This window comes from Lacihabitans sp. CS3-21 (assembly GCF_024343675.1).
Lineage (GTDB): Bacteria > Bacteroidota > Bacteroidia > Cytophagales > Spirosomataceae > Leadbetterella.
Genome location: NZ_RJUD01000002.1, coordinates 88538 through 113231, shown reverse-complemented (window position 1 = coordinate 113231; position 24694 = coordinate 88538). Strand labels below are relative to the sequence as shown.

General features: G+C 38.5%; 21 protein-coding genes. 13 read left to right on the top strand and 8 right to left on the bottom strand.

Features of this window, described 5'->3' with window-relative positions:
- Window positions 1-17 precede the first annotated feature (17 nt).
- The 4 genes from tyrS to EGI24_RS01755 form a co-directional block, all read right to left on the bottom strand.
- Entirely contained in the window at window positions 18-1331 is a 1314-nt protein-coding gene (gene tyrS / locus EGI24_RS01770) for a tyrosine--tRNA ligase (RefSeq protein ID WP_255046513.1), read from the bottom strand.
- 6 nt (window positions 1332-1337) lie between these two features.
- The gene (locus EGI24_RS01765) at window positions 1338-1976 is read right to left on the bottom strand and encodes an outer membrane beta-barrel protein (RefSeq protein ID WP_255046510.1); all 639 of its coding nucleotides are present in this window, start codon (window positions 1974-1976) and stop codon (window positions 1338-1340) included.
- A gap of 142 nt (window positions 1977-2118) precedes the next feature.
- Window positions 2119-3501 (bottom strand): PorT family protein, encoded by a 1383-nt coding sequence (locus tag EGI24_RS01760; RefSeq protein ID WP_255046507.1) that lies wholly within the window; start codon window positions 3499-3501, stop codon window positions 2119-2121.
- The gene (locus EGI24_RS01755; RefSeq protein ID WP_255046505.1) at window positions 3494-4072 is read right to left on the bottom strand and encodes an RNA polymerase sigma factor; all 579 of its coding nucleotides are present in this window, start codon (window positions 4070-4072) and stop codon (window positions 3494-3496) included. The genes EGI24_RS01760 and EGI24_RS01755 overlap by 8 nt, the downstream gene beginning before the upstream one ends.
- Before the next feature lie 256 nt (window positions 4073-4328).
- Here EGI24_RS01755 and EGI24_RS01750 point away from each other — a divergent pair, with 256 nt between their 5' ends.
- The 3 genes from EGI24_RS01750 to EGI24_RS01740 all read left to right on the top strand — a co-directional run bounded on the left by EGI24_RS01750 (window position 4329) and on the right by EGI24_RS01740 (window position 5922).
- Window positions 4329-4961 carry a hypothetical protein gene (locus EGI24_RS01750; protein WP_255046503.1) on the top strand — a complete coding sequence of 211 codons (633 nt, stop codon included), beginning with the start codon at window positions 4329-4331 and terminating at the stop codon, window positions 4959-4961.
- 75 nt (window positions 4962-5036) lie between these two features.
- Window positions 5037-5189 (top strand): hypothetical protein, encoded by a 153-nt coding sequence (locus tag EGI24_RS01745; RefSeq protein WP_255046502.1) that lies wholly within the window; start codon window positions 5037-5039, stop codon window positions 5187-5189.
- A 97-nt stretch (window positions 5190-5286) separates the two neighbouring features.
- Complete coding sequence (locus tag EGI24_RS01740; protein ID WP_255046501.1) at window positions 5287-5922, top strand: carbohydrate-binding family 9-like protein; 636 nt, start codon at window positions 5287-5289, stop codon at window positions 5920-5922.
- Window positions 5923-5979: 57 nt separating this feature from the next.
- On the opposite strand, the gene EGI24_RS01735 is transcribed toward EGI24_RS01740, so the two are convergent.
- Window positions 5980-6528, bottom strand: coding sequence for a cob(I)yrinic acid a,c-diamide adenosyltransferase (locus EGI24_RS01735; RefSeq protein WP_255046499.1), 549 nt, complete (start codon window positions 6526-6528; stop codon window positions 5980-5982).
- Between the two features lie 120 nt (window positions 6529-6648).
- Here EGI24_RS01735 and EGI24_RS01730 point away from each other — a divergent pair, with 120 nt between their 5' ends.
- The 9 genes from EGI24_RS01730 (at window position 6649) to EGI24_RS01690 (ending at window position 16744) form a co-directional block, all read left to right on the top strand.
- Window positions 6649-7149, top strand: coding sequence for a hypothetical protein (locus tag EGI24_RS01730; protein WP_255046497.1), 501 nt, complete (start codon window positions 6649-6651; stop codon window positions 7147-7149).
- Window positions 7149-8345: an S-adenosylmethionine:tRNA ribosyltransferase-isomerase gene (locus EGI24_RS01725; protein WP_255046496.1), complete on the top strand. Its 1197-nt coding sequence runs from the start codon at window positions 7149-7151 to the stop codon at window positions 8343-8345. The genes EGI24_RS01730 and EGI24_RS01725 overlap by 1 nt, the downstream gene beginning before the upstream one ends.
- A gap of 3 nt (window positions 8346-8348) precedes the next feature.
- Entirely contained in the window at window positions 8349-8834 is a 486-nt protein-coding gene (locus EGI24_RS01720) for a hypothetical protein (RefSeq protein WP_255046493.1), read from the top strand.
- 75 nt (window positions 8835-8909) lie between these two features.
- A complete protein-coding gene (locus EGI24_RS01715) occupies window positions 8910-9251 on the top strand; it encodes a hypothetical protein (protein WP_255046492.1) in 342 nt (113 codons plus the stop codon).
- A gap of 113 nt (window positions 9252-9364) precedes the next feature.
- Window positions 9365-12304, top strand: coding sequence for a protein translocase subunit SecDF (gene secDF / locus EGI24_RS01710; protein ID WP_255046490.1), 2940 nt, complete (start codon window positions 9365-9367; stop codon window positions 12302-12304).
- 82 nt (window positions 12305-12386) lie between these two features.
- Window positions 12387-13511, top strand: a complete 1125-nt coding sequence (locus EGI24_RS01705) for a glycoside hydrolase family 130 protein (RefSeq protein ID WP_255046489.1) — start codon at window positions 12387-12389, stop codon at window positions 13509-13511.
- The gene (locus tag EGI24_RS01700; RefSeq protein ID WP_255046488.1) at window positions 13508-14998 is read left to right on the top strand and encodes an FMN-binding glutamate synthase family protein; all 1491 of its coding nucleotides are present in this window, start codon (window positions 13508-13510) and stop codon (window positions 14996-14998) included. The genes EGI24_RS01705 and EGI24_RS01700 overlap by 4 nt, the downstream gene beginning before the upstream one ends.
- Before the next feature lie 330 nt (window positions 14999-15328).
- Window positions 15329-15877 carry a cupin domain-containing protein gene (locus EGI24_RS01695; protein ID WP_255046487.1) on the top strand — a complete coding sequence of 183 codons (549 nt, stop codon included), beginning with the start codon at window positions 15329-15331 and terminating at the stop codon, window positions 15875-15877.
- A gap of 36 nt (window positions 15878-15913) precedes the next feature.
- Window positions 15914-16744 carry an AraC family transcriptional regulator gene (locus EGI24_RS01690; RefSeq protein ID WP_255046485.1) on the top strand — a complete coding sequence of 277 codons (831 nt, stop codon included), beginning with the start codon at window positions 15914-15916 and terminating at the stop codon, window positions 16742-16744.
- 129 nt (window positions 16745-16873) lie between these two features.
- Here EGI24_RS01690 and EGI24_RS01685 read toward each other — a convergent pair whose 3' ends face one another.
- The 3 genes from EGI24_RS01685 to EGI24_RS01675 form a co-directional block, all read right to left on the bottom strand.
- Window positions 16874-17740, bottom strand: coding sequence for a transglutaminase family protein (locus tag EGI24_RS01685; RefSeq protein ID WP_255046484.1), 867 nt, complete (start codon window positions 17738-17740; stop codon window positions 16874-16876).
- Window positions 17730-20291 carry a circularly permuted type 2 ATP-grasp protein gene (locus EGI24_RS01680; protein ID WP_255046483.1) on the bottom strand — a complete coding sequence of 854 codons (2562 nt, stop codon included), beginning with the start codon at window positions 20289-20291 and terminating at the stop codon, window positions 17730-17732. Before EGI24_RS01680 ends, EGI24_RS01685 begins: the two co-directional genes overlap by 11 nt.
- 227 nt (window positions 20292-20518) lie before the next feature.
- Window positions 20519-23920, bottom strand: a complete 3402-nt coding sequence (locus EGI24_RS01675) for a DUF2126 domain-containing protein (protein WP_255046482.1) — start codon at window positions 23918-23920, stop codon at window positions 20519-20521.
- Between the two features lie 300 nt (window positions 23921-24220).
- Between EGI24_RS01675 and EGI24_RS01670 the strand changes: the two genes are divergently transcribed.
- A complete protein-coding gene (locus tag EGI24_RS01670) occupies window positions 24221-24568 on the top strand; it encodes a DUF1801 domain-containing protein (RefSeq protein WP_255046481.1) in 348 nt (115 codons plus the stop codon).
- Window positions 24569-24694: the final 126 nt, after the last annotated feature.

Genomic DNA, 24694 nt, shown 5'->3' with positions numbered 1-24694 from the left:
AGATGTTCAGAGGTATTTCACCCCACCTCCACAATATGATTCTTCTTTCCTTTTCCTATCAAAATATATTTGCCTGAAAGCAGACTAATTTCTGAAACAGCCAATTTTTCGTCCTGAGTTTTTACTTTGTTTATACTCACTGCATTTCCTTGTAAGGCTCGCTTAGCTTCGCCTTTTGAGGGATATATTTCTCCTTTGGTGGTTACCGAAATCAAATCCAACAATGAGGGACATGCATCAAAATCAACCTTGGAGATGGTTGTTTGTGGTACCCCATCGAATATCTTTTTGAAAGTATTTTCGTCTAGACTTTGAAGTGTTTCTAAAGTTGCCTTACCATACAATACTTCGGAAGCTTTTACGGCCAATTCATATTGTTCTTTGCCATGAACACGCGTAGTAACGTCTTCTGCTATAGCCTTTTGAACCAATCTCAAATGCGGAGCTTCGGCATGTTGGGCTTCGAGCTTTTCTATTTCTTCTTTGCTCAAAAGCGTAAATACCCTGATGAGTCTTTTACAATCTTCATCGGCTTGATTTATCCAAAACTGGTAAAACTCATAAGGGCTGGTCATGTTTGGATCCAACCAAACATTTCCACCTTCTGATTTACCGAATTTCGTACCATCGGCCTTGGTCACTAAAGGCGTAGTAAGTGCATACGCTGAATATTCTACATCACCTTCTGCATCGGAGCCGTCATTGTTTTCTTTTCTGCGAATCAACTCCGTTCCTGTGGTGATATTCCCCCATTGGTCAGAGCCACCCATTTGTATTTTTACGCCTTTGTGCTTATATAAATGGTAGAAATCATAACCTTGTAGCAATTGATAGGTAAATTCGGTGTAAGAAATACCTGTGGTAATTCTGTTTTTTACAGAATCTTTACTCGACATATAGTTGACTGTCAAATACTTACCTACCTCTCTCAAAAACTGCAAAAAGCCAAAGTCTTTAAACCAATCATAGTTGTTGACCATTTCGGCACTGTTGGCACCAGTATTAAAATCTAAGAATTTTTCTAATTGCTTGCGAATACCTTCTTGGTTTTCTCTTAGGATGTTTTCATCTAAAAATTGTCTTTCAGCAGACTTTCCAGATGGATCACCTACCATACCTGTGGCTCCACCTACCAATGCATAAGGCTTATGGCCAGCTCTTTGCAAATGCACCAAAAGCATGATAGTGGCTAGGTTACCGATATGCAAAGATTTGGCAGTTGGATCAAATCCAATATAGGCCGAGGTCATTTCTTTGTCTAATTGCTCAGCTGTGCCAGGCATCATCTGATGAAGCATGCCCCGCCACTGTAATTCTTCTATAAAACTCATTTCTTATTAATTCTTTTTCTTTACGCCGTATTTCCTTTTCCAGAGGTAATATTCTGAAAACGTGTAAGTTGCAGATACCTGAACGCTTCTATTTCTAAAGTCAAGTGGAGTGAGTAAATACTTGGAAGTACTCACGTTTTGAAGACCATGGGTGTAGCGAATATTTAAGCTAAACAATGAAAACATATCCAACATGTTGATTCTTGTGCCAACGATTAAGCTTTTATCGGTAGCAACATCAGGCCCATAAATCGTAAGGCCGTCTTTTTTGTAGCCTTGGTTCAAAGCCCAACTTGGCTCATAACCTGCCTCAAAGTAGATACCCTTAATTGGCGTAAAACCGACGATAATAGGTGTAGAAATGTATTTGTAGGAGTATTTGGCTTGAGCAGGTGAGGTAGTACTTGCTCCTTTTAGCTGATAAACCAGTTCAGGCTGTAAACTTAATGGCCCAAAATTAAATCTTGTAAAAATACCTCCCTGATAACCTACTGAAAGTTTTTTCTTAAAAGTCACAGTGTCCAATGTTGCAATGCTATTCACCAATATACCTGCTTTGGGTCCAAACTCGAACAACCTGGGTTTGATCTGACCTAAAACCGGAAGACACAAAAAAGAAAGAATAATTATACGAATGGAGTGCATTTTTGTTTTGTTTATGTTTGAAACGTTTCAGCAACGCCAAAAAGTCTGCAAATCTACTAAATTTTAAGCCGTTATTTGAGTTTAGAATAAAAAAATCCTGCTTTCTACATTCAAAAAGCAGGATTTTTGGTTGGAATATTTTTTATTTTTTCAATGAAAACTTCAATGAAGCACTTACCCCAAACCTCTTTGGTGGTACCAGATAAGAAGCTTGTCTAAATGGAAACTCAAAGTATGGAGTAACCTGACCAAAGAAACGTTTGTATTGATATTGGGCACCCATTCCATAATATAAGTTACTGAAAATCTTCGGCTTATATTGATTTTCGAACTTATTATAATCTAATGAACCATCAAAGTTTTGACCATTAAACTTAACAGTTTCCATTACTGAAAGATCTAGTTTAGTACCCGTGCTGAGCACAAAGGCCCAATTGTATCTTACCGGAACATAATAACTAAAATATATCGGTAACTTTATACTCGAAGTTTCGATTTCTATATCTTGGATTTTATCAGGTTTTTGAGGAATAAAAGGTTTGTATCTGTCCTCAAATTTCTTACCTGTAAACATATTAAAATCCCTAGAGAGTTTATATTCAAATTCTTTTTTACCTGTAATCAACAATCCAGTATTTAAAGCAAATCTTTCTCCCAAAAAGACCTCCAAAGCAGGCCCTAAGCTATTAAATTGCTTACCCATATAATCGCCTGTTATTCCAAATCTGGCATTTATTCTGCTCAAATCTATTTTTTTAGATTTCTTTTGGTCAGAAGGTAGCGAAGCCTTATTTTCTGGAATAATTAATTCTTCAACTTGCTTTTGCTCCTTCTTAAGTTCTTCGTCAACTATAGCTGAGGTATCCTCCACTTTAACTGCTTTCGGTTTTTCGTCAGAAACTTCCGCTACAACCTTATCTGCCTGCTGATTAGCCTGAAAAGCCAAGTTGGTTTCTGCTAAATCTTTATCTGAAACGACCTTTTTGTCAGTCAATTTTTCAATCAAATCAATATCTAAATTTTTAGCCTTTTTACTGGCTTTTTCAACATTAGATTTTGAATTCAATACTGTTTTATCACCGAAAATTGTCTCCTCTTTAAGATTTCTACTTGCTTTTTCAGTCTGAATCTCAGATAAATTTTTCGTTTTCAAATTTTCATCTTCCACAAATTCATCATCTACTCTTACATATCTTGTAACATAGCGAGTGGTATAAACAGTATCATTCTGCCTAACATAAATAGTGTCATTAACAATTTTTGTTGCTGGCGAATGGGTTATAGTAGAAATTTTGTCATTCAGTAATTTGTTTTCTTTTCTAATGGTTTGATTGTTGTATTGCGATCCTAAAAAGGCTACTGTGGCAATGCCTCCAAATACCCAAGATCCATAATCTCGCAGAAAACCCATATACCATGGTATGGGCAAGGAGCGTTTGAGCTTCTGCCAGGCCGCCTCACTATACTCCGGCCGTATAGATTCAAGCTTTTTTCTTATGTCATCATCAAAATTATTCTCAGACATGATTATTTTGATTTATATTTTCATCTAAATATAGCGTTACCCATTCTTGCATTTTGTGTCTAGCTTTTACAAGATTTGACCTTGACGTACCTTCATTGATGTTGAGCATCTCGGCTATTTCAGCGTGCGAGTACCCTTCAACCACGTAGAGCGAAAAAACCATCCGATAAGATGGAGGAAGTTTTTGGACCAACTCCAAGATATCCTCCGCTGACATCCGCTCCACCAAATGATCATTAGTTTCGATTTGTGGAGCATTTTGGATGTCTATCAAACTTACTTTTGGACTGTTACGCCGATAATAATCTATGCAAGTCCTTACCAACACCGTTCGAAACCAAGCCTCAAAAGACTGATTGGCGTCGTACATTTTTATTTTGGCAAAAACTTTCAAGAAACCATCGTTCACCATCTCGTCGACTTCATCGCTCGATCCGGCATATCGCAAACATATCCTTTTAGCCAAGCCGTAGTAATGTTCGAAAAGACGCTCTTGGGCAGAACCGCTGTCTGACCGACATCCTTCCAAAACTTTTACCAAGTCAAAAGATTTGTTTCTTTTAAATATCACAAAGGCTTTCTTTTATATTATACTGGAATTCTTATTAATACAAAAGTATACGTAATAGTTGAGAGAAATCGTTGCCTTGGGTAATTAAAATATTTTTTTCTGAACCTAGGCAACAGAAAAAAAAAGAGAATCGTATAGTATTTCTGAAAGGCCAATAAACCTTTTTGGATTTTTTAAATCAAACAAGTATTCCATGGAAAAAATTTACTTGTAGGAAGTTCTTACATTGTTTAAATCAAATTATTATCTATTTCTTATGAAAAATTTAAAAGTATTAATTCTTGCTCTATTTAGTGCAGCGGTGGGTTTTACATCTTGTGAAAACTTGGGATTGTCTCCATCAGAAACATCCGACGATTCTGCTTATGCCGACTTTATGTTTTTGGCCACTGCCGATAGTTCTGGCTTGGGAGGAAAACATGGCCATGGCAAAAAACACAACATGACTGAAATAGAAGCTAGTGCATTACCTTCTGCGGTAACTTCTTACATTTCAACCAATTATGTTGGATCTTCTATCAAACGTGCAGCTAAGTCGGATTCAGGCAAATATGCAGTACACATTATTTTGAAAGACAGTACGCATAAAGGTTTATTGTTTGATGCTGCAGGCGTATTTGTTAAAGAGGTTTCGGGCAAAGGCCATGGCGGTGAGAAAGTAGACATCGCTACTTTACCAGCGAGTATAACTACCTATATTTCTACCACTTACGCTGGCTCAACGGTAAGCGGTGCAAGAAAATCAAGCGACGGAAAGTATGGTGTTTTGGTAACAAAAGCTGACGGATCTAAAGTAATGTTGGGTTTTGATGCAGCGGGTGTTTTCTTAAATGAACTCACTATGAAAGAGAAAGGTGGAAAAGGCAAAGGGAAAGGAAAGGGAAAATAAGTTTAAAAACATTGACTTCTGGAAATTGTGATTTCCAGAAGTCATTTTTCCTTATATCAAAAAAAAAAGCCACTCATGAAAATAAGTATCAAAGAGAAAAATAATAAGGAAAGCTTGAGAGAATTGATTGACAATCATGGTAAATTTGAATTGACCAAACAACAGATAAGCAAAGGAAACATCCTGCAGCTTCAGGTTGGCAACAAAAACCTTTCAATCATACTTTAGAAAATTGAATTTTATGGCATTTAGTCATTCCCTAGTTTTTTTTATAATTTTGCAGACCAATTTTCTAAAAATTGATTTAAGCAAAGAAAAAACAACAATGGCCAACCAAGAAATAACCCTAAAAAACAACGGAGCTTCCGTAATATTAGACCCACATTTCAAACATTCTACCAATGGCAAAGCCGTTGATTTTGAAACCAACGTTTCTATACAATCTGATAGTGATTACTTGCACATAACATTCGATTGTCTCAAAGACGATTTCGTAGAGCAAAACAATATGGTCGTTCACAACGACCCTCTTTACAATCAAGAAGTTTTCGAGGTTTTTATAAGTCCTGGTAAAGAAGATTCAAAACATTATTTAGAAATCGAAATAAATCCCAATAATGCACTTTGGGTGGGCACTATAAACAATCCATCATTGGGGGAGGAAACTCAAACCTTGGAGGGAATGATTGAACATAAAGATGCCGGAATCATACACGAGGCTACAAAATCATTGAATTCTTGGAACGGAAAGTTATCTATTCCATGGAAATTAATTGGAATAGATGCAAAAGGACAATACAGAATTAACTTCTACCGCATTCATTCAAATCAAAGTCATGAAGATGCAAACTGGACATGTGATGCCGAAACTTGCAACTTTTTGTGCTGGAGTTCTACACTTTCAGGTGAATCACCTGCATTTCATAGACCAAAAAGGTTTGGATTCTTAACGATAGAGTGATTTTGGCAGACAAAAGCTGACCAAGTCTGTTTCACACAGAAATCAACATTTACATCATCACCTGGGTTTCCAAGCAATCTCTGGTGCATTTTGTTCTTGCGTTATCTTTCTCGAAAGCACAAAAAGATAATCTGACAATCGATTCAGATATTTAATAATCAAGGGATTGACATCTTCATTGTGGGACAAAGTTATGACCTGACGCTCTGACCTTCTGCAAACCGTTCGGGCCACATGTGCAAAAGAAACTAAGGGATGACCACCTGGAAGGACAAAAGCTCTCAAAGTCGGAATAACCTCATTGTAGAAATCCATTTCTTTTTCCAAAACCACTATGTCGCTTTCAAAAAGTTCAGGCAATTTTTTCTTGTTTTGCTCAGGTTCCGAAGCCAATTCAGCACCAATCGTGAAAAGTCTGTCCTGTATTTCTTTCAAAAATGCGTTACGCTCTTTGTTTTCGGGGGCATCGGCCAATACCCCAATCCAAGCGTTGAGTTCATCTACACTTCCATAAGCTTCGATTTTTATGTGGTCTTTGGACAATCTGGTGCCACCTATCAACGAAGTGGTTCCTTTATCGCCTGTTTTTGTATAAATTTTTGACATTTTTTCTGAAATTTAATAAATATGCTAGGCCTTCTCCCCTACCTTTGTGAAACATTTCGACAAGACAAAAGTTTAATTATAAAAGAATAAAATTAGATACATTTATTCGAAAGTCTCAATATGACAAATATATTTTTTAAGTTCTGGAGGACATCCTCTGTAGTTATTATCACCGCAGTTATTCTTTTTTGTTATACAAACTTGCCAGATTCCATCGCCATTGGCCACGACGACCAAGGTTATCCCAATCGATTCATCAACAAACAACAGTTTTTTTATTGGACAGTTGGTATAGTGTTTTCAATTAATATTTTGATGGATTTACTGAAAGGACTTTTGCTTAAAATTGATTTTAAAGGATTAAATTCAAGCAGTGCATGGGCCAATGAACCAACAGCCTTAAAAGCACTCATAAGCGGCTGGTTTTCAGCTTTTTTGTCTTTCGTAAATACTTATTTGATATTTGTGATTTTAGGTTTGAATAATATCAATTCGAGAAAAGGACAAATGTTAGACTTCAATTATAACTGGTTGCTGATTTTCGGCGTTTTTGTATTGATGATTCTGTTGTTCTTCGTTCCATTAAGACTACTCTTTTCTAACCCAACCCCAGAGGATTGATGCAGGTCAAAATCTCAGATTATATTTACGAATTAAACGACGATCGTATTGCTAAATATCCTGTTGAACCACGGGATAACTCCAAGCTATTGTTTTATGAGAAAGAAAAAATCTCCCATCATCACTTCACGGATATTGTAGATACCTTACCCAAAAACACACATTTAGTCCTTAACAATACAAAAGTGATACCGGCCAGAATGTTTTTCAAAAGAGAGACTGGTGCTATCATCGAGATTTTTTTGTTAAATCCTGTAAGTCCAAGTAATGTGATTTCATTAGCGATGGAAGCTAAATTTGAAAGCGTTTGGGAATGTGTGATTGGCAACAAAAAAAAGTGGAAAACAGACGAAATACTGCATGCTGAAGTAGAGATAAATGCTCATACGGTTTCGATTCAGGCTTCGTTTGCCAATCGAGAAGAGAACGAAGTCAAAATAAGTTGGAATTCAGCAGATAATTTTAGTGAATTGGTGGAAGCTTTTGGCAAAATACCTCTTCCTCCCTACCTAAATAGAGAATCAGAAGAAACAGACATAGAAAACTATCAAACTGTATATTCTAAAAATAAAGGAGCGGTGGCCGCACCTACTGCAGGATTACATTTTACAGATACTGTTTTTGAAAAAATAGCTAAAAAAGGTATAAAGAAAAGTTTTTTAACCCTTCATGTTGGAGCTGGTACATTTTTGCCCGTAAAAACTGAAAACGCTCTGGAACACCCGATGCACAATGAGCAGCTCGTTTTTTCAAAAATATTTGTACAGACTTTAATAGAAAACCATGGTTTTGTAGTGCCTGTCGGAACAACTTCCATGCGGTCACTTGAGAGTTTGTATTGGTTCGGTGTAAAACTAATTGAGAACGAAAAAAGCAATTTCTTTATAGAAAAACTGTTTCCTTACTTAGAAAGGAAAGAAATTTCGACCGTTGATGCTTTAAAAGCCGTACTTTCATGTTTTGAAAAGAACAATTTGACAGAAATAATTGGCCAAACGGAAATCATGATTTTCCCGAGTTACAAATTCAAAATTTGTAAAGGATTGATTACCAACTTCCACCAACCATCCTCTACCTTATTGATGTTAGTAGCGGCTTTTGTTGGTGAAAATAACTGGAAAAAAATTTACTCAGAAGCACTCAATAACAATTACAGATTCTTGAGCTTTGGAGATTCAAGTCTTTTAATACCCTAGTTTATGAAAAATATATGCACCATAATTTTGACTTTTGGGTTAATATCTTGCGGACAAGTAAAACGTGTGGATACCGCCGAGGTGAAACAGTTGATGTCGGACTACAAAATAAAAAAAGTCAACCAAGAGGAAATCATTGACGTGGCCAATACTTTAGGAAAGTCTATTTCTGATAAATTTAATGGTGAATTAAATATAGAATGTGCTGACAAAATCACCCTGGAAGGAACTGAAATCGAATTGATAGACTTGAGTTTGGTAACACCAGAAGCCTTGAAAAATGGTAAAATTGGAGAAATACTTGAGGCCTACAAATTCAGTAAAGAACAAAAACAATTAATCGGCGATAATATTCAGAAAGTCAACGATACACTTTATTTATACAGTTTTCCTATCAAAACAAATTCACTGGTTTATAAAAACTGCAAGAAAGATTTGGGTTTCATTATTATGTCTAAAAAGGCATTGGTGAAGTCCGTAAAAAAGTAAGAATTCCAAGAAATATTAATTTTTGGCATATTTCTTGACTTTTTCTTGGAAGGTTTTGTACTTTTGTGCTTCAAAATGAGAAAGAATAACATTATATCGAAGATTCTCGGGCTATTGATGCTCGTAAGCGTGTTTTCAGCACACGTGGCTTCGGCTAGTTATGTACCTCAAGCTCAACTTGAAACTTCAGAAAAGGACAACAAAGAAAAGGAAACCCCAGTAATTCAGCAAATCAGCCACGAATCTGTAGTTCCTTCTTATGACTTTTCTTTTGAGGAATTCCAACTGGTATTTGATCAAAACTTTATAATTGGCTATGAGCAAAATGCTCCATTTGCAAAGCCATTCTTCGTATTTTTTAGAAATTCCTATTTCGATAAGCTTTTTGAGCATCATATTGCTATAAACGCTCCCTGAAATTCTGATCCTTTCGTGATTATTAGCTTTTAAACCATAAAAAGCACAATTTCCCTGTGTGCTATATTTTCAATTAAACATCCAATTTTGGGAAAAGGATACAATCAATATTTATGAAAAACAGATTAGGTATATTGGTACTATTTGTTGTTTTCTCTCTAATAAGTATTTACTACTTGGTAAGAACCTGGAAAGTTAACGACATCAGAAACACCGCTGCTACGTATGCAACTGGCAAAGACGGTAAAGTGGATTTGAGCAAAAAACAAAGATACTTGGACTCCTTATGGAAACAAGATGTTTTCTTGGGTTCAACTTTGGAAGATTTGAGTAAGCAAGAATTAGGCCTTGGACTTGACCTTCAAGGAGGTATGCACGTAATTTTAGAAGTTTCTCCTACCGAAATCGTAAGAACGCTTGCCAAAGGCTCACGTGACCCTAGAGTAAACATCGCGATAGAAGCAGCTAAAAAAGTAGCAGTAACCAGTAGCACAAACTTCGTAGATCTGTTTGTTGCTGAATACAGAAAATTAGCCAAAGACACTAAATTGGCTTCAATCTTTTCTAACAGTTCAAACAGAGATGTTTTAAATCTAAATTCTTCAGATTCTGAAGTTATCAGATATGTAAAAACAGAAGTTGATGGTGCTTTTGACCGATCATATAAAGTTATTCAAACAAGGGTTGATAAATTTGGTGTAGCCAACCCTAATCTTTCAAAAATACCTGGTACAAATCGTATCCAAGTTGAATTGCCGGGTATTGACAACCCAGAAAGGGTAAGGAAATTATTATCAGGAGCTGCAAAATTGGAGTTTTGTGAGGTTTATAGTATCCAAGAGATTAACCCATCTTTGGAAGCATTTTCTGCTTTATTGACCAAAATAGATCTTGAATCTAAAATTGCTTCTGCAGAAAAGAAAATTGCAGCCAAAGATACTTCTAAGAGTAGCTTGGCTTCAGCTTTGAAAACAAAGACTGATTCTACAGGCACAGATTCATTGGCCAATGCAAACTCACTTGCCAATATATTTGTAGCATCTCCAACAGGTGGCTTAGCGGTTAGAACTAAAGATACTTCAAGACTTAATGAAGTTTTAAGACGCCCAGAAGCTTTAGGAATTTTTCCAGCAAATATGACCTTTATGTTCGACATTAGTCCTGTGGAGAACCCAGTAACTAAAGAAGAAGTAGTGCCTGTTTATGCGGTTAAAGACCATGGTAATGCTCCAATCGAAGGAGACGTAATCACGAATGCGAAACAAGATTACGACCCAATGACTGGAAAACCAGATGTAACGATGCAAATGAATGCGTTGGGAGCCAGAAAATGGAAAACTTTGACAGGTGCCAATGTTGGAAATAGCATCGCCATCATATTGGACAACTATGTATATTCAGCACCAAATGTAAACCAAGAAATCTCTGGCGGAAGCTCAAGTATTTCTGGAGGTTTTAGTGTAGAACAAGCACAAGACTTAGCCAACGTTTTGAAAGCAGGTAAATTACCAGCTCCAACCAATATCATAGAAGAAGCCACAGTGGGAGCTTCTGTAGGTGCTAAAGCCGTAAATGCGGGTGTGTTATCATCAATATTGGGCCTTGTTGCGGTTTTGATTTTCGTGATGGTGTACTACAGCAAAGCTGGATGGATTGCCAATGCTGCCCTATTGGTCAACTTGGTATTGCTTTTAGGTGTTATGGCATCTTTTGGTGCAACCATGACTTTGCCAGGAATTGCTGGTTTGGTACTTTCGGTGGGTATGTCGGTGGATGCCAACGTGCTTATTTATGAGCGTATCAAAGAAGAATTGTCTTCAGGAAAAAGCTTTATTACAGCTGTGGGTGATGGTTTTAAAAACGCGATGCCGTCAATCATTGACTCTAACGTAACTAACTTGATAACGGCTGTTATTTTGATGATATTCGGAACTGGTCTTGTAAAAGGATTTGCTACGACATTGTTAATAGGTATATTCACTTCATTGTTTTGTGCAGTTTTTGTATCGAGATTATTGTTTGATTACAACATCAAAAAAGGCAAAACGATTAATTTCAAAACTGCTTGGACGGAGAAACTTTTCAAAGATTCTAATATTGATTTTATCAAGAAAAGAAAAGTATTCTACATCATTTCTGCTACTATTATATTAGCAGGTGCAATTTCTATTGGCATAAGAGGCTTTGGATTAGGTGTTGACTTTAAAGGTGGTAGAACTTTTGTGGTGAAGTTTGAAAAAACAGCCAATACAGAAGAAGTAAGAACTGCTGTAGAAGGAGTATTTCAGGGTTCAACTGCAGAAGTGAAAACTTACGGTGGATTTGACCAAGTAATGGTAACTTCTGCATACAAAATAGATAATACAGAGCCTGAGGTTGAGAAACAAATCACAGCCGACTTAGGAAAAGCTGTATCGTCAATAAATGGAAATAAGGGTAAAGTGATGTCCTTCTCTAAAGTAGGAGCAACTATTGCCAATGACACCATTTGGTCATCTTTGAAGGCCATTATTTATGCCTTAATACTTACATTTATCTATATCTATATCAGATTTAGAAGCGTCGCCTTTGGATTCGGTGCGGTTGTAGCTCTATTCCACGACGTTCTGGTTATCTTGGGAATATTCTCTATCCTTAACGGAATCTTGCCATTCTCTTTAGACATTGACCAAGCTTTTGTGGGTGCTGTATTGACCTTGATGGGTTACTCTATGAGTGATACTGTCGTAATTTTTGACCGTATTCGTGAGTACCTAAGAGAGAAAGGCTCAAGCAAAGAACCTATCGAAACGACTATCAATAACGCCTTGAACAGCACTTTGAGTAGAACTGCCGTGACTGGTGTGGCTACGCTATTGGTATTGTTAATTCTATTGATATTTGGTGGGGAAACCATCAGAGGATTTATTTTTGCTATGTTTATTGGTGTAATTGTAGGTACTTACTCATCATTGTTTATTGCCGCACCGATTGTTGTCGATGCTATGCAAAGACGACTTGAAAAGGACGGCGAATCGATGAAAACAGTTCCAGCAATAGATATAAAGAAATAAGAAAAAGAAATCATATTTTTTTAGAGAAAGCTCGGTTATGCCGAGCTTTTTTTGTTTTTTAGAGGTCTAAAAAAACAACCTTATGAAACTCAAAAATGTATTCCTATTACTCTTACTCTTTGGGTTTGGCTCTTGTAAAACTTCCCAAACGGGTATTTCGCAAATAGATTTCGATGCATTCCACAAAACAGAAATAAATCCTATCTTAAAAGCAGATTCTACTTTCGTTTTTGACTGCCCAATGAAAAAAACCATTGTAAAATGGCAAAAGGCTGATGTTTTTAATCCCGCAGCCATTGTGAAAGATGACAAAATAATGTTGTTATACCGAGCAGAAGACAATCCAAAGGCACATCTAGGGGGACGAACTTCAAGAATTGGCTTGGCCGAAAGTACAGATGGTATAAATTTCGAAAAATACCCAAAACCCGTATTATATCCAGCGGAAGATAATTTCTCCATATATGATTCGCTAGGTGGATGTGAAGACCCACGGGTAGTACAAACTGCAGAAGGAACTTACGTAATGGCTTATACAGCATGGAATTATGACACGCCAAGACTTTCAATCGCTTTCTCAAAAGATTTGATAAATTGGGAGAAAAAAGGGCCTGCTTTTACAAAAGCTTATGAGGGAAAATTCAAAAACATGGCTTCTAAATCAGGTTCAATTTTAACCAAATTAGAAGGGAAAAATTATGTAGCAGCCAAAATAAACGGTAAATATTGGATGTATTGGGGCGAACATGGTGTAAATCTGGCCTGGTCAGAAAATCTGTATGATTGGTATCCAGAACTAGATAATACTGGAAAATTGAGTTTTGTAATTCAAACCAGAAAAGGCTTTTTTGACAGCAATCTAACAGAATGTGGCCCACCAGCCATGATTACGGATGAAGGTGTGGTATTGGTTTACAATGGCAAAAATAGTGATTTCAAAGAAAATGCATCTTTAGAATTTCCACTCGGAACTTATACAGTCGGGAGAGTTGTTTTTGATCCAATAGATTTGAAAACGGTACTCAAACGTTCAGAAAAACCTTTTTTGGTTCCGAGTTTAGCTCATGAAGTTACTGGCCAATATAAAGCTGGAACTACTTTTGCCGAGGGTTTGGTTTTCTTTAAAAACAAATGGTATCTTTATTATGGCACAGCTGATTCCTTCGTAGGCTTGGCCATTTCATCACAAAAAAACAAAAAACAATGAATTTCGATTTTCCATGGTGGGGCTATATTTTGGTCATTTTATTCTTAATTTTCCTCCGAGATATTTTTCAAAAGAAGCATACAATACAACATAATTTCCCTTTGGTCGGGCATATTAGATACTTTTTAGAAAGTTTCGGACCCGAACTTCGCCAATATATTGTGGCCAATAACCGCGAGGAATTACCTTTTAACCGCCAACAACGAACTTGGATTTATGCTTCTTCCAAGACCGAAAACAATATGCAAGGCTTTGGTACTGACCAAGATATACATGAGCCGGGCTATGTATTCATAAAACCTGCAATGATGCCATTTAGACTGGATGAAAAGCATCCGTCTTTCAAAAATACTTCCTATTGCCCATCTGCCAAAATTATAGGGCCTCAAAGACAAAAACCATATCATCCGCAATCAGTAATCAATATCAGTGCGATGAGCTATGGCTCATTGTCTGGTGCAGCTATCACTTCGCTCAATTTGGGTGCTCAAATGGCCGGCTGTTATCACAATACTGGCGAAGGCGGATTCTCTTCCTACCATGCCAAAGGTGGTGACGTGGTGTTAAATATCGGCACGGGCTATTTTGGAGTAAGAGACGAAAAAGGGAATTTTAGTATTGAAAAGCTAAAGGTACTTACAAGCAAAAATCCATGCATAAAAATGTTGGAACTCAAGCTTTCGCAAGGTGCAAAACCTGGCAAAGGGGGCATGTTACCTGGCAAAAAAGTAACCCAAGAAATAGCAGACATTAGAGGCGTAGCAGTGGGTAAAGATGTAATTTCTCCAGCGTATCACACAGCATTTACAGATATTCCGCAAATGATAGATTTTATAGAATCGATGGCTGACGCTAGTGGCCTACCAGTCGGATTGAAGTCGGCGGTAGGTAAGTTAGACATGTGGGAAACGCTCGCTCAAAAAATGAAAGAAACAGGCAAAGGCCCAGATTTCATAACCATAGACGGTGGCGAAGGTGGCACAGGAGCTGCTCCGAGGGCATTTGCAGACCATGTTTCACTCCCGTGGGTTCATGCATTCTCCAATATTTACAAGATATTTCAAAAATACGGCTTAGAGAAAAAGATAGTATTCATAGGATCGGGCAAGCTTGGATTGCCAGAGAAGGCCATCATGGCCTTTGCAATGGGCGTAGATATGATAAACGTGGCCAGAGAAGCGATGATGAGTATTGGGTGTATTCAAGCACAAAAATGCCACACCAATGCTTGTCCAGTAGGTATAGCTACCAATAACAAATGGCTGGAGTCAGGCCTGAATCCCGAATTGAAAAGTGTGCGTTTTTATAATTATCTCAAGACCATCAACAAAGAAATACTAGAATTATCGCATGCATGTGGCTACGAACACCCTTCACAGTTTACGATGGAAGACATCGAAATATCGATGGGCGACAACAACCGCACCATCCCACTCAGCCAGGCGTATGGCTATCAGAAAACAGAGGTGGATTTTGGGGGATTTTGAGGGGTTAATTTAAACACATAGAGGCATAGGGAACATAGAAAATATAAGTTTATTTGCGTTAGTGGCGAATTGCTTATATATATATCATTTTTAATTATCAAAAAAAACTGTGTAACTCTGTGTAAAACTCTGTGACCTCTGTGGTAAAACCATCAATGAGAAGCCTAAAAGAACCATTTCGTCAATAATATTCAATGAAAACTATGTGCCTATGTGTTTTATAAAAAACAACCCCACCCAAAACATGTCCATTTTTTACCACTAAACATATCCGCCAAAATCCAAACTTTGTAAAGAAGAATTATTTAAACCAATTTAATTTACAAAGACATGAAACGCAGAAATTTTATTCAAAACACTTTGGTTTCCTTGCCCATAGTGCTGGCAGCCAGTAAGGTAAACGCCAAAATTCGAAACAAAAAAGGCTTCAAAGTAGCTGCTGGCAAGGATAGATTTAACCAGCCGATAAAGTACCGAGGCATAAATCCCAACGACGTAAAAATCTCCTCAAAAGACACCGATGGGCAACTGACAGTATTGGAATATGTGGGTTTTGAGAAAATTGGACCACCTTTACACGTACATTATGAGCAAGACGAAATATTCTATGTGGTAGAAGGAGAATACATTTTTCAACTTGACACAGAAAGAATGACCCTTAAAGCGGGAGATACCATATTTCTTCCAAGAGCAGTACCGCATACCTGGGTACAAACTTCTGACAAAGGCAAATTGGTATATTTTCTACAACCATCGGGGCAAATGGAAGAGTTTTTCAAGAAAATGAATGAACTAAAAGGACCTCCAACCGAAGCCCTCATTCAAGAAATTCATCATGCCCATGGAATGAAAGTGGTCGGCCCACCCATTTCTATCTAAAAAAAGTTAAATTTGACTATCAAAAAAATATAGCTTATGCCATTTTTTTATGATTTACAGCCAAGTTTAGCTTTGAAACCTTATGTTAGGCTATATAGGTTTATGCATTTACTGTTTACTGACAGTACTTTGCCTCCAGCAAAGGCCTATCCGCCAAGGCCTGAGGTTACACTTAGCTTTTATCCGAGAGACTCCGAAAAAGTCAGCTACGAAGATGGTAGATCGCCATCAAGAGTGCGTTCTGCCCTTATTGGACAGCAAAATGTAGTCAGTCATCGATTGGTTGGCAAAGAGTTTTTGATGGTTCAAGTTGTTTTTCAACCAGGCGGGTTGTATCGTCTGACGGGTATTCCGACCATCGATTTGAACAACCAATATTTCGATGCAGAGGCGGTTTTAGGCAATGAAGTAAGAAACCTTAATCAAAGGCTTAGTAATATAGAAGATTATCCCAAAATGATTCCGTTGGTTGAAGATTTCCTGATGAATATGGTCAGGAAATCTTCTTATGATATCCGACCCATTGATAAAGTTGGTATAGCCATGCTAGAAAACGTTAATCAATTCTCTTTGGATTGGTTAGCCAAGGAATCGTGCTTGAGTTCGAAACAGTTTGAACGAAATTTTAATGAACGCATCGGTATTAACCCAAAATATTTTGCCCGAATCATCCGATTCGATAAGGCATTCAGAATGAAAAATGCTTTCCCAAATAAAGATTGGCTAAGTATTGCCTTGGAATGCGGTTACTACGACTACCAACACTTGGTGAGAGACTATAAAGAATTCACAGGAATGACCCCAGCAAATTTTTACCTGCAAGACACTCAATCTCCTGAGCGAAAGTTTGGAATAGTAGAAGTTTGAAAGGAAAAAAAACTCTGTAAACTCCGTGAAAAACTCCATGCCCTCTTTAGTAAAATAAAGTAAGCTATGTCATCGAAAAAACAACATTTGAAAAAAAAACTATGCTATTTTTATGCCTATGTGTTTAAATCACACAGGAATCACATCCACCTCCACTTTGACTTTGTGGCTTCCTGAGCTGAAGACAATACCTTTCATTGGAGCCACGTCTGCATAGTCTCTTCCGTAAGCTGTTATAATATGCCTTTCTTTGGGCACAAGATTATTGGTAGGGTCAAATTCACACCAACCCATATTAGGCACATATACCGAAATCCAGGCATGTGATGCGTCTGACCCTTGCAGTTTTGGCTTGCCTTTGGGTGGTAAAGTTTCCAAATACCCACTCACATACCTTGCCGCAAAGCCAAGGCTTCTTAAACTTGCAATAGCCAAATGCGAGAAATCCTGGCAGACTCCTTTTCGCTCTTTCAAAACGGTTTTGAGTGGTGTATTAACGGTTGTAAAGCCCGATTTGAACTGAAATTCTCTAAATATCTTTTCACAAAGTAGTCTTACTCCTTCATAAAAAGGCGTTTCTGGCTGTAGACATGAAACAGCAAACTCTTTGATTTCATCGTCCCATTTAATAAAATTAGACGGCAGTTGGTATTGCAAAAGCTCAACTTTTAGTGGACGATTGCTTACAAACATTTGTCTCACCTCCGAACATGTCAAAGGACTTAAAACAGGCATATTTTTGGGCAATACCTCCACATCACTCGTAGAAACGACCTTTAATATATGATGAGGCTCATGCAATGAGAAATAAGCCAATTTATTTCCAAAAAAATCAGTGCGAGAATGTATTTTAATTGGACTTGGCGAGACTTCTAGGTCAAAACTGTGGCATATTTGCGAATCTAGGTTGCGTGGTTGCAGACACAATACACTCTGATAATTGTCTACAGGTTCTTCATAAGTGTAGACTGTCTGGTGTCTTAGCTTATATCTCATCAGAATTAATTTTTTCTATGGTATCTAATAGCGAATGTTGTATAACCGAATGACTGAAATAAAGGCTTGATAAACTGCCGGTTACTTTCGAAATGAGATCATAAACTTGTTCCAAAGTTTTATCTAATTCAGACCTATATTGAGTATCCGCATCTACTTTAACCAGGCTTTCAGCATCTATTAACTTTATAATTGTACTTGCCTCCAAAACTATTTTTTCATCAATTCCTAATCTATTGGCATTTGTAGATTTAGGCAAATGAGATAGACAATAAGCCAATCTATCTAATAAAGCAGAAAGTGTATATGGAAGGTTTTTCTCCAACAAAACCATATCTAAGCCTGCCACTAAACTCCATTGCGACTTATAAATATGGCGATATTGGGTAAGTAAATGGTGATTTTCTAAAACAGCCTCCAAAATTACAGACTCCACTTCTTCGTTGTTTTTAAAACTAAAAGCAGAACGCAATACTGAAATCAAAGAAAGGATTCGCTCAATATTTTTGCCCGCCTCAAACAAATAAAAGCCATTGTCTCGGGGTAGAGTTTCAAAAACGTTGCCATAAAAACCAAAAAGTCGGGTATATAGCTTATCAAGTTTGTGACTCAATTGATTAATACTCGGCGTATTTTTTAATGACTGTAAGCTATCTTCCAGCAAATTTAAGATTCTTCGTGTGTCGGATGTCCACCTTTCACTTACTTGATTAGCGGTATTCAGCAACGATTGAATGTTATAAGCTATCGAACCAGCTTTCTTTAAGTCATTGATTAAAATAAACAATTCTGGCTCAGGATTTTCGAATATAGCATCATCATTTTCTTCAGCAAAACCCGGGTAAGTTTGCGTCAAATGTGTAATAGATTTAAGTAATACAACCAAATAAGCCTGTTGTTTCTGGCCTTTGTCGTTTACGTTTTCGTTGAGACGATCCAAGACGATTTTCAAGAAACTGGTCAAGGACATGGTTCGCTCATACAACCTTCCTACCCAAAACAAGTTCTCGGCGTTGCGGCTCGTGAGTGAATTGTTTTGATGACTGTTTGTACTTTTCTTAACCACAAACCTTTCGTAATGCTCCGTAGGGTTGTCTGTAACAATCCAAGTGTCTTTCGAAATTCCACCGAGTTGATTCGAAATCACAAACTTATCTTTTACCGACGAACTTCTGGTCAAACCGCCCTGCAAAACCTTATAATCTGAGCCGTCAGACACCATAAATGTACGTAAAGCAGCAAAACGTGGCTCCAACTTACCGTTTATAAAGGAGGGTGTAGTAGAAAGGCTAACTTCTTCTTGAGCTACAAATTCCTTCGGGTTTTGAATAATCATTTGTCGAAGTTCCTCCAACTCAGCAATGCTGAGCAAACGACAATAACGTGTTCTAAAACCTTGTTTTCTGTTTGCTTTTTTTATGATTAATCTTGGCAAATTGCTCAAAACGAAGTTCAATTCTTTGGGCTGCCCACACCACCAAGTCGCCACTGAGTTCATCAAAAGCGATTCATTCATTAGGAACTTACAGGCATTTTCCATGAAAGCCATCAAACCGTAATTTTCTACCACACTAGCACCTGGAGGGTTAATAACGGCCACATTGCCCATTCTCATCACTTGAAGTAGCCCTGGAACACCCAAAAGTGAGTTTTGTCTCAGTTCTAATGGATCGCACCATTCGTCATCTACACGACGTATGATGACATCTACCCGTTCTAATCCTTCAAGTGATTTCAGCCAAACAAAGCCCTCTCTAACCAAGAGGTCACTACCTTGTACGAGTGTATATCCCAAATACGAGGACAAATACACATGCTCAAAATAGGTTTCGTTTCCTGGGCCGGGCGTCAGAAAAACTACGTTGGGGTTTTCGTTGGAAATATTGCCCAGTGTAGCTACCGTTTGTTGCAAATGGTTAAAGTAGGGCGAGAGCCTATTTCGATAAATATTTTTGTTGAGCTCAGGAAACACTTTGGCCATCACTGTACGGTTCTCTAGAGCGTAGCCTGATCCTGAAGGTGATTGCGTACGATTATCGAGCAGCCACATTTTACCATCTGGCCCACGTGCCATGTCGCAAGCATACATAATGAGCTGATTTTTAAGCTTTTGCTTTAAATCAAAACAAGGCAACATAAACCCTGTATTGTCAAAAACCAGTTCAGCAGGAATAATGGCATTTTTGATGAGGAGCTGTGGCCCATAGATGTCTTTGAGAATCAAATCGAGCAAATGTGCTCTTTGCTTGATGCCTTTTTCAATAGTTTGCCACTCTTTTTCGTGAATTAAAAAAGGAATCGGGTCGAGTTTCCAAGCCCTATTTGCTCCGTTTTCTGAATTATAAACGTTGTAAGTGACACCGTTTTCTTTCAGTTTTTCAATGATTTCTTTGTTGCGAAGCTCCAATCCATCCAAACCAACAGTTTCCAAAGTGTCAAAAAGACTTTTCCAGTAAGGTTTCACCTGACCTTTGAGGTCAAGTACCTCATCATAAGAGTTTAAGGCACTTTTATAAGAATTGAGCAGGCTCAAAGACAAATCTTTTATCATTTAATTGGATAGGAGTTCTTCTACAAATTAATGCCTTTTTAGTGTAAAAACCAATAAATTCGGGTTTAAAGCCTGAAAATGGGATTGCTTTGCAATTTTCAGTATGACTGTTTTCATTTTTACCACAGAGTTACTCAGAGTTTACCTTTATTGTCTAAAATGAGTTTCAAAGAGTTCTGTTACCTTCAAGCCCTTTGAGACCTAGCTTCCTTGCGGTGAAAAAAAAACTACACCTTAGCCTTCCAATAATGCCTCAAATCCAGTGTACTTGGATACTCCGGGTTGATCAATTCTATAGGCGTATCGGGTAAAAGATCGGTTTTGTTTTGTGCAACAAATCTCGAAACCGTTGCCGTGTTTATCACTGGAGCCGTTTGTTCTACCGTACTCGATGGCGTATGTCCAAAGTCCCAGAAACGACTAATTTTTCGTGATTCTGCCTCAAAACTATTCACCGGATAAGTATCAAAACTTCTACCACCTGGGTGTGTCACAAAATAGGTGCAGCCACCCAATACGCGGTTGTTCCAAGTATCCACGATATCAAAAACCAAAGGGACATCTTCGCCAATATTTGGATGCAATGCAGAAGGAGGACTCCAGGCTTTGTATCGAATTCCAGCCACATATTCTCCTTTTGTACCGGTGCTTCTTAGAGGAATTCTACAGCCTTTACACAGTAAAATGTGTCGTTCTGGCACAATCCCCGACACTTTTACCTGTAATCTTTCAAGCGAAGAATCAACAAATCTTGAGGTTCCGGCATTGGACAATTCCTCTCCCAAAACATGCCAAGGTTCTATTCCCAGCCTAATTTCGAGCTGAATATTATCCACCGTTATGCTGCCATGGTGCGGAAATCTGAACTCAAAAAACGGATTAAACCATGAAATATCAAAATCATAACCCGCATCTTTGAGGTCGTTTACCACGTCAATCATATCCAGATAGGCAAAATGAGGTAGCAAGAATCTATCATGTAGTTCTGTTCCCCAACGAATCAGTTTTTTCTTATATGGATTTTTCCAGAATTTAGCCACCAAAGCACGCACCAATAAGGTTTGAACCAAGTTCATGTGTTTGTGTGGTGGCATATCAAAGGCCCGCAACTCCAAAATGCCCAATCGGCCCGAAGAAGAATCTGGCGAGTATAATTTATCAATACAAAACTCTGAGCGGTGGGTGTTTCCTGTAATATCCGTCAGTAGATTCCTGAAAATCCTGTCGACCATCCAAAAAGGCACTTCTTTGTCTTCGGGTATTTGTTCAAAGGCTATTTCCATTTCATACAGTCGGTCGTCTCGGCCTTCATCAATCCTGGGGGCCTGACTGGTTGGGCCAATAAACGGCCCCGCAAAAAGATAACTCAAAGCTGGATGATGCTGCCAATAGGTAATCAAACTCCGCAACAAATCGGGTCTTCGAAGCAGTGGGCTATCCTCTGGTTTTGAGGCACCTAGTGTCACGTGGTTTCCTCCACCTGTACCGGTATGGCGGCCATCTACCATAAATTTATCTGTACCCAAGCGAGCAAAAAACGCCTCCTCATAAAGTGCCGTGGTGTTGTCCACAATTTCTTGCCACGACTTGGCAGGATGCACGTTGACCTCTATCACACCTGGGTCAGGCGTTACCATGAGTTTCTCTATTCTGTAATCAGATTTTGGCTGATAACCCTCTATTCTAACCGGCATTTGCAATTTTTCTGCCGTATTTTCTACCGAAGCTATCAAGTCCAGATAGGTCTCCAGATAGTCTGTCGGTGGCAAAAATACGTAAATAATGCCCTCACGCTCTTCCACACACAAAGCCGTGGTAAAGGTTTCTACCTCAAACAGTAGATTCTCCTTTTCGTCCTCTTCTTCGTCTTTTACTTTCGTTTCGGGAGCTTTGTAAGGTGGTGAAACCGTGCCGTATCTTTCAGCCAACGATTGATGAAAATCACCCAAAGGTGGCAATTCCTCAAACGGACTCCTTTCTATCGGTTGTTCACGCTTGTTTTTGGAGCTTTTAGGCAAAGATTCTAAGGGCAAACGTAAACCTATGGGTGAATTTCCTGGAATCAAAAAGCATTGTTGACGGCGAAACTCCCAGATGCAGCTCGTCCAATTGCCTGTTTCATGTACCCATTTCAAAGGCAAAACAAAGCCCGAAGGATTGTTTAGGCCTTTTTCGAGCAGTTTTGCCAGCGTGTGCCTTTGTACCGAATCCTTCAGATTTACAGCCATTGGATCTAGATTCACAGGTAGCTTGCCCTCTTCCAATACCCAATAAATGGGATCTTCGTAAGTAGGCGAAATATTTTTGGGGTCTATACCCAGATGTTTGGTGAGTTCTATCGCAAACCGCTCAGCGTCATGAAAAGTATAATGGGTCTCGCCTTCTTTGGCCACCAAATCGTCGTTTTTCCAAATTGGCTGACCGTCTTTTCTCCAGTAAAGTGCATACTGCCAACGAGGAAACAACTCTCCCGGATACCATTTCCCTTGGCCAAAATGTAGCAATCCGCCATGTGCGAAGCGTTTTTTCAGTCTCAAAGAAAGGTCATAGGCCAGTTTACGTTTTAGCGGGCCATCTGCAGTGGTGTTCCATTCAGCAGATTCAAAATCGTCAATCGAAACGAAAGTAGGCTCGCCTCCCATGGTCAATCTTACGTCGCCCGCTATCAAATCTTTTTCTACTACCTCTCCAACTTCCATCACTTTGTTCCACTGGGCTTCGGTGTAAGGCTTGGTTACCCGTGGGTCTTCGTGAATTCTGAAAACGCTGTTGTCAAACTCAAAAGTTACTTTACACACATCGGTCGCACCTGTTATGGGCGATGCACTGGCATAATCAGGCGTACAACACAACGGAATATGTCCTTCGCTGGCGAACAGTCCCGAGGTAGGATCTAAGCCAATCCAGCCTGCACCAGGCACGTAGGCTTCTACCCAAGCGTGTAAATCTGTAAAGTCGGCTTCTGGACCAGACGGACCATCGAGTGATTTCACATCGGAAGTCAACTGCACCAAATAACCTGACACAAAGCGAGTTGCGAGTCCAAAACTACGCAATACTTGCACCAAAAGCCAGGCAAAGTCACGACAAGAACCGCTACCTATCGTCAGTGTTTCTTCACATGTCTGAACTCCAGTTTCGAGACGAATATTGTACTTGAGGGCATTGTAAACTTGCTGGTTGGCATAAACCAAAAAATCAACGGTATTGATGTCCTTTTTGACCGACATCTGTTCTATAAACCGCTTGGTAAGCTCGCCAACGTCTTTGGTTTCGAGATAGGGTGTTAATTCTTTTTGTAAAATAGTTTCGTATTTGAAAGGAAACTTTGCGGCGTATTCCTCTACAAAAAAATCGAAAGGATTGATGACTTGCAGCTTGGCAATCACCTCTACCTCAATGCGTAGCTCGGTAGATGGCTCAGGAAAAACCACCCGGGCTTGATAGTTGCCAAACGGATCCTGCTGCCAGTTGATAAAATGATTTTCAGGAAATATCTTAAACGAATAACCTTCAATCTGCGTGCGAGAATGAGCGGCGGGTCTCAATCTAAAAATATGGGGCGATAGCTTTACGCTCCTGTCAAACTTATACGCAGTTTTATGCGAAATGGCTACTTTAATGGACATCTTTTATTCTTTGGCTTATTAATCAACAAATGTAATTTAAGCCCAAAAAACTCAATAGGCAACAAAATGGGTTAGAAAATCCAATTAAAAACCTAGAATAATATTATTTTTGACTCGTTAAGTGCAAGAAAGGTGGTGAATTAGTTACTGGTGGATTGGTCACTGGCCACTGAGCACAATGAAATTCGGATGATAGTCCGAATGAAATTGCAACCGATAGGTCTCGAAATGGGTTATTGGTCGACTGGTTATTGGTACACTGTGTAGAGTCGAAGTGCTTATTGGTTCAATTAGAAAATAATGATAGAAGATTTACAGAAATATTATTTGGGGCAAGCTGAACCTAACAAAAGCTGTCTTTTGGCTTTACGCAGTATTATTTTGGCTCAAAATACCGAAATTACTGAAACCGTTAAATACGGAATGCCCTGCTTTTTGTACAAAGGGAAAAGATTCTGTTATGTTTGGATAGACAAAAAGACCAACGAGCCTTACATACTGATGGTAGAAGGAAACCGCCTCCACCACCCCGAACTGGAACAAGGCGACCGAGTCAAAATGAAGATACTCAGAGTTAATCCTAATTTAGATTTGCCTTTGGGTACTATTTTGGAGATTTTGAAGAGTGGGTTGGGGTTGTATGGGTAGGTAAATTTAGAAAATAATTATCTTAGGTCCGTTCAGAGTCTTCATTCAGGGAAAACTATACTAGAATACCAAACACACCAGTAGTATGCCCCAAGCAGAGCTATAAACACAGCCTGCATTCAGAAA

Coding starts and splice junctions, on each gene's coding strand:
- tyrS (WP_255046513.1), bottom strand. CDS start 1,331: ATGAGTTTTATAGAAGAATTACAGTGGCGGGGCATGCTTCATCAGATG.
- EGI24_RS01765 (WP_255046510.1), bottom strand. CDS start 1,976: ATGCACTCCATTCGTATAATTATTCTTTCTTTTTTGTGTCTTCCGGTT.
- EGI24_RS01760 (WP_255046507.1), bottom strand. CDS start 3,501: ATGTCTGAGAATAATTTTGATGATGACATAAGAAAAAAGCTTGAATCT.
- EGI24_RS01750 (WP_255046503.1), top strand. CDS start 4,329: ATGAAAAATTTAAAAGTATTAATTCTTGCTCTATTTAGTGCAGCGGTG.
- EGI24_RS01745 (WP_255046502.1), top strand. CDS start 5,037: ATGAAAATAAGTATCAAAGAGAAAAATAATAAGGAAAGCTTGAGAGAA.
- EGI24_RS01740 (WP_255046501.1), top strand. CDS start 5,287: ATGGCCAACCAAGAAATAACCCTAAAAAACAACGGAGCTTCCGTAATA.
- EGI24_RS01735 (WP_255046499.1), bottom strand. CDS start 6,528: ATGTCAAAAATTTATACAAAAACAGGCGATAAAGGAACCACTTCGTTG.
- EGI24_RS01730 (WP_255046497.1), top strand. CDS start 6,649: ATGACAAATATATTTTTTAAGTTCTGGAGGACATCCTCTGTAGTTATT.
- EGI24_RS01725 (WP_255046496.1), top strand. CDS start 7,149: ATGCAGGTCAAAATCTCAGATTATATTTACGAATTAAACGACGATCGT.
- EGI24_RS01720 (WP_255046493.1), top strand. CDS start 8,349: ATGAAAAATATATGCACCATAATTTTGACTTTTGGGTTAATATCTTGC.
- EGI24_RS01715 (WP_255046492.1), top strand. CDS start 8,910: ATGAGAAAGAATAACATTATATCGAAGATTCTCGGGCTATTGATGCTC.
- secDF (WP_255046490.1), top strand. CDS start 9,365: ATGAAAAACAGATTAGGTATATTGGTACTATTTGTTGTTTTCTCTCTA.
- EGI24_RS01705 (WP_255046489.1), top strand. CDS start 12,387: ATGAAACTCAAAAATGTATTCCTATTACTCTTACTCTTTGGGTTTGGC.
- EGI24_RS01700 (WP_255046488.1), top strand. CDS start 13,508: ATGAATTTCGATTTTCCATGGTGGGGCTATATTTTGGTCATTTTATTC.
- EGI24_RS01695 (WP_255046487.1), top strand. CDS start 15,329: ATGAAACGCAGAAATTTTATTCAAAACACTTTGGTTTCCTTGCCCATA.
- EGI24_RS01690 (WP_255046485.1), top strand. CDS start 15,914: ATGCCATTTTTTTATGATTTACAGCCAAGTTTAGCTTTGAAACCTTAT.
- EGI24_RS01685 (WP_255046484.1), bottom strand. CDS start 17,740: ATGAGATATAAGCTAAGACACCAGACAGTCTACACTTATGAAGAACCT.
- EGI24_RS01680 (WP_255046483.1), bottom strand. CDS start 20,291: ATGATAAAAGATTTGTCTTTGAGCCTGCTCAATTCTTATAAAAGTGCC.
- EGI24_RS01675 (WP_255046482.1), bottom strand. CDS start 23,920: ATGTCCATTAAAGTAGCCATTTCGCATAAAACTGCGTATAAGTTTGAC.
- EGI24_RS01670 (WP_255046481.1), top strand. CDS start 24,221: ATGATAGAAGATTTACAGAAATATTATTTGGGGCAAGCTGAACCTAAC.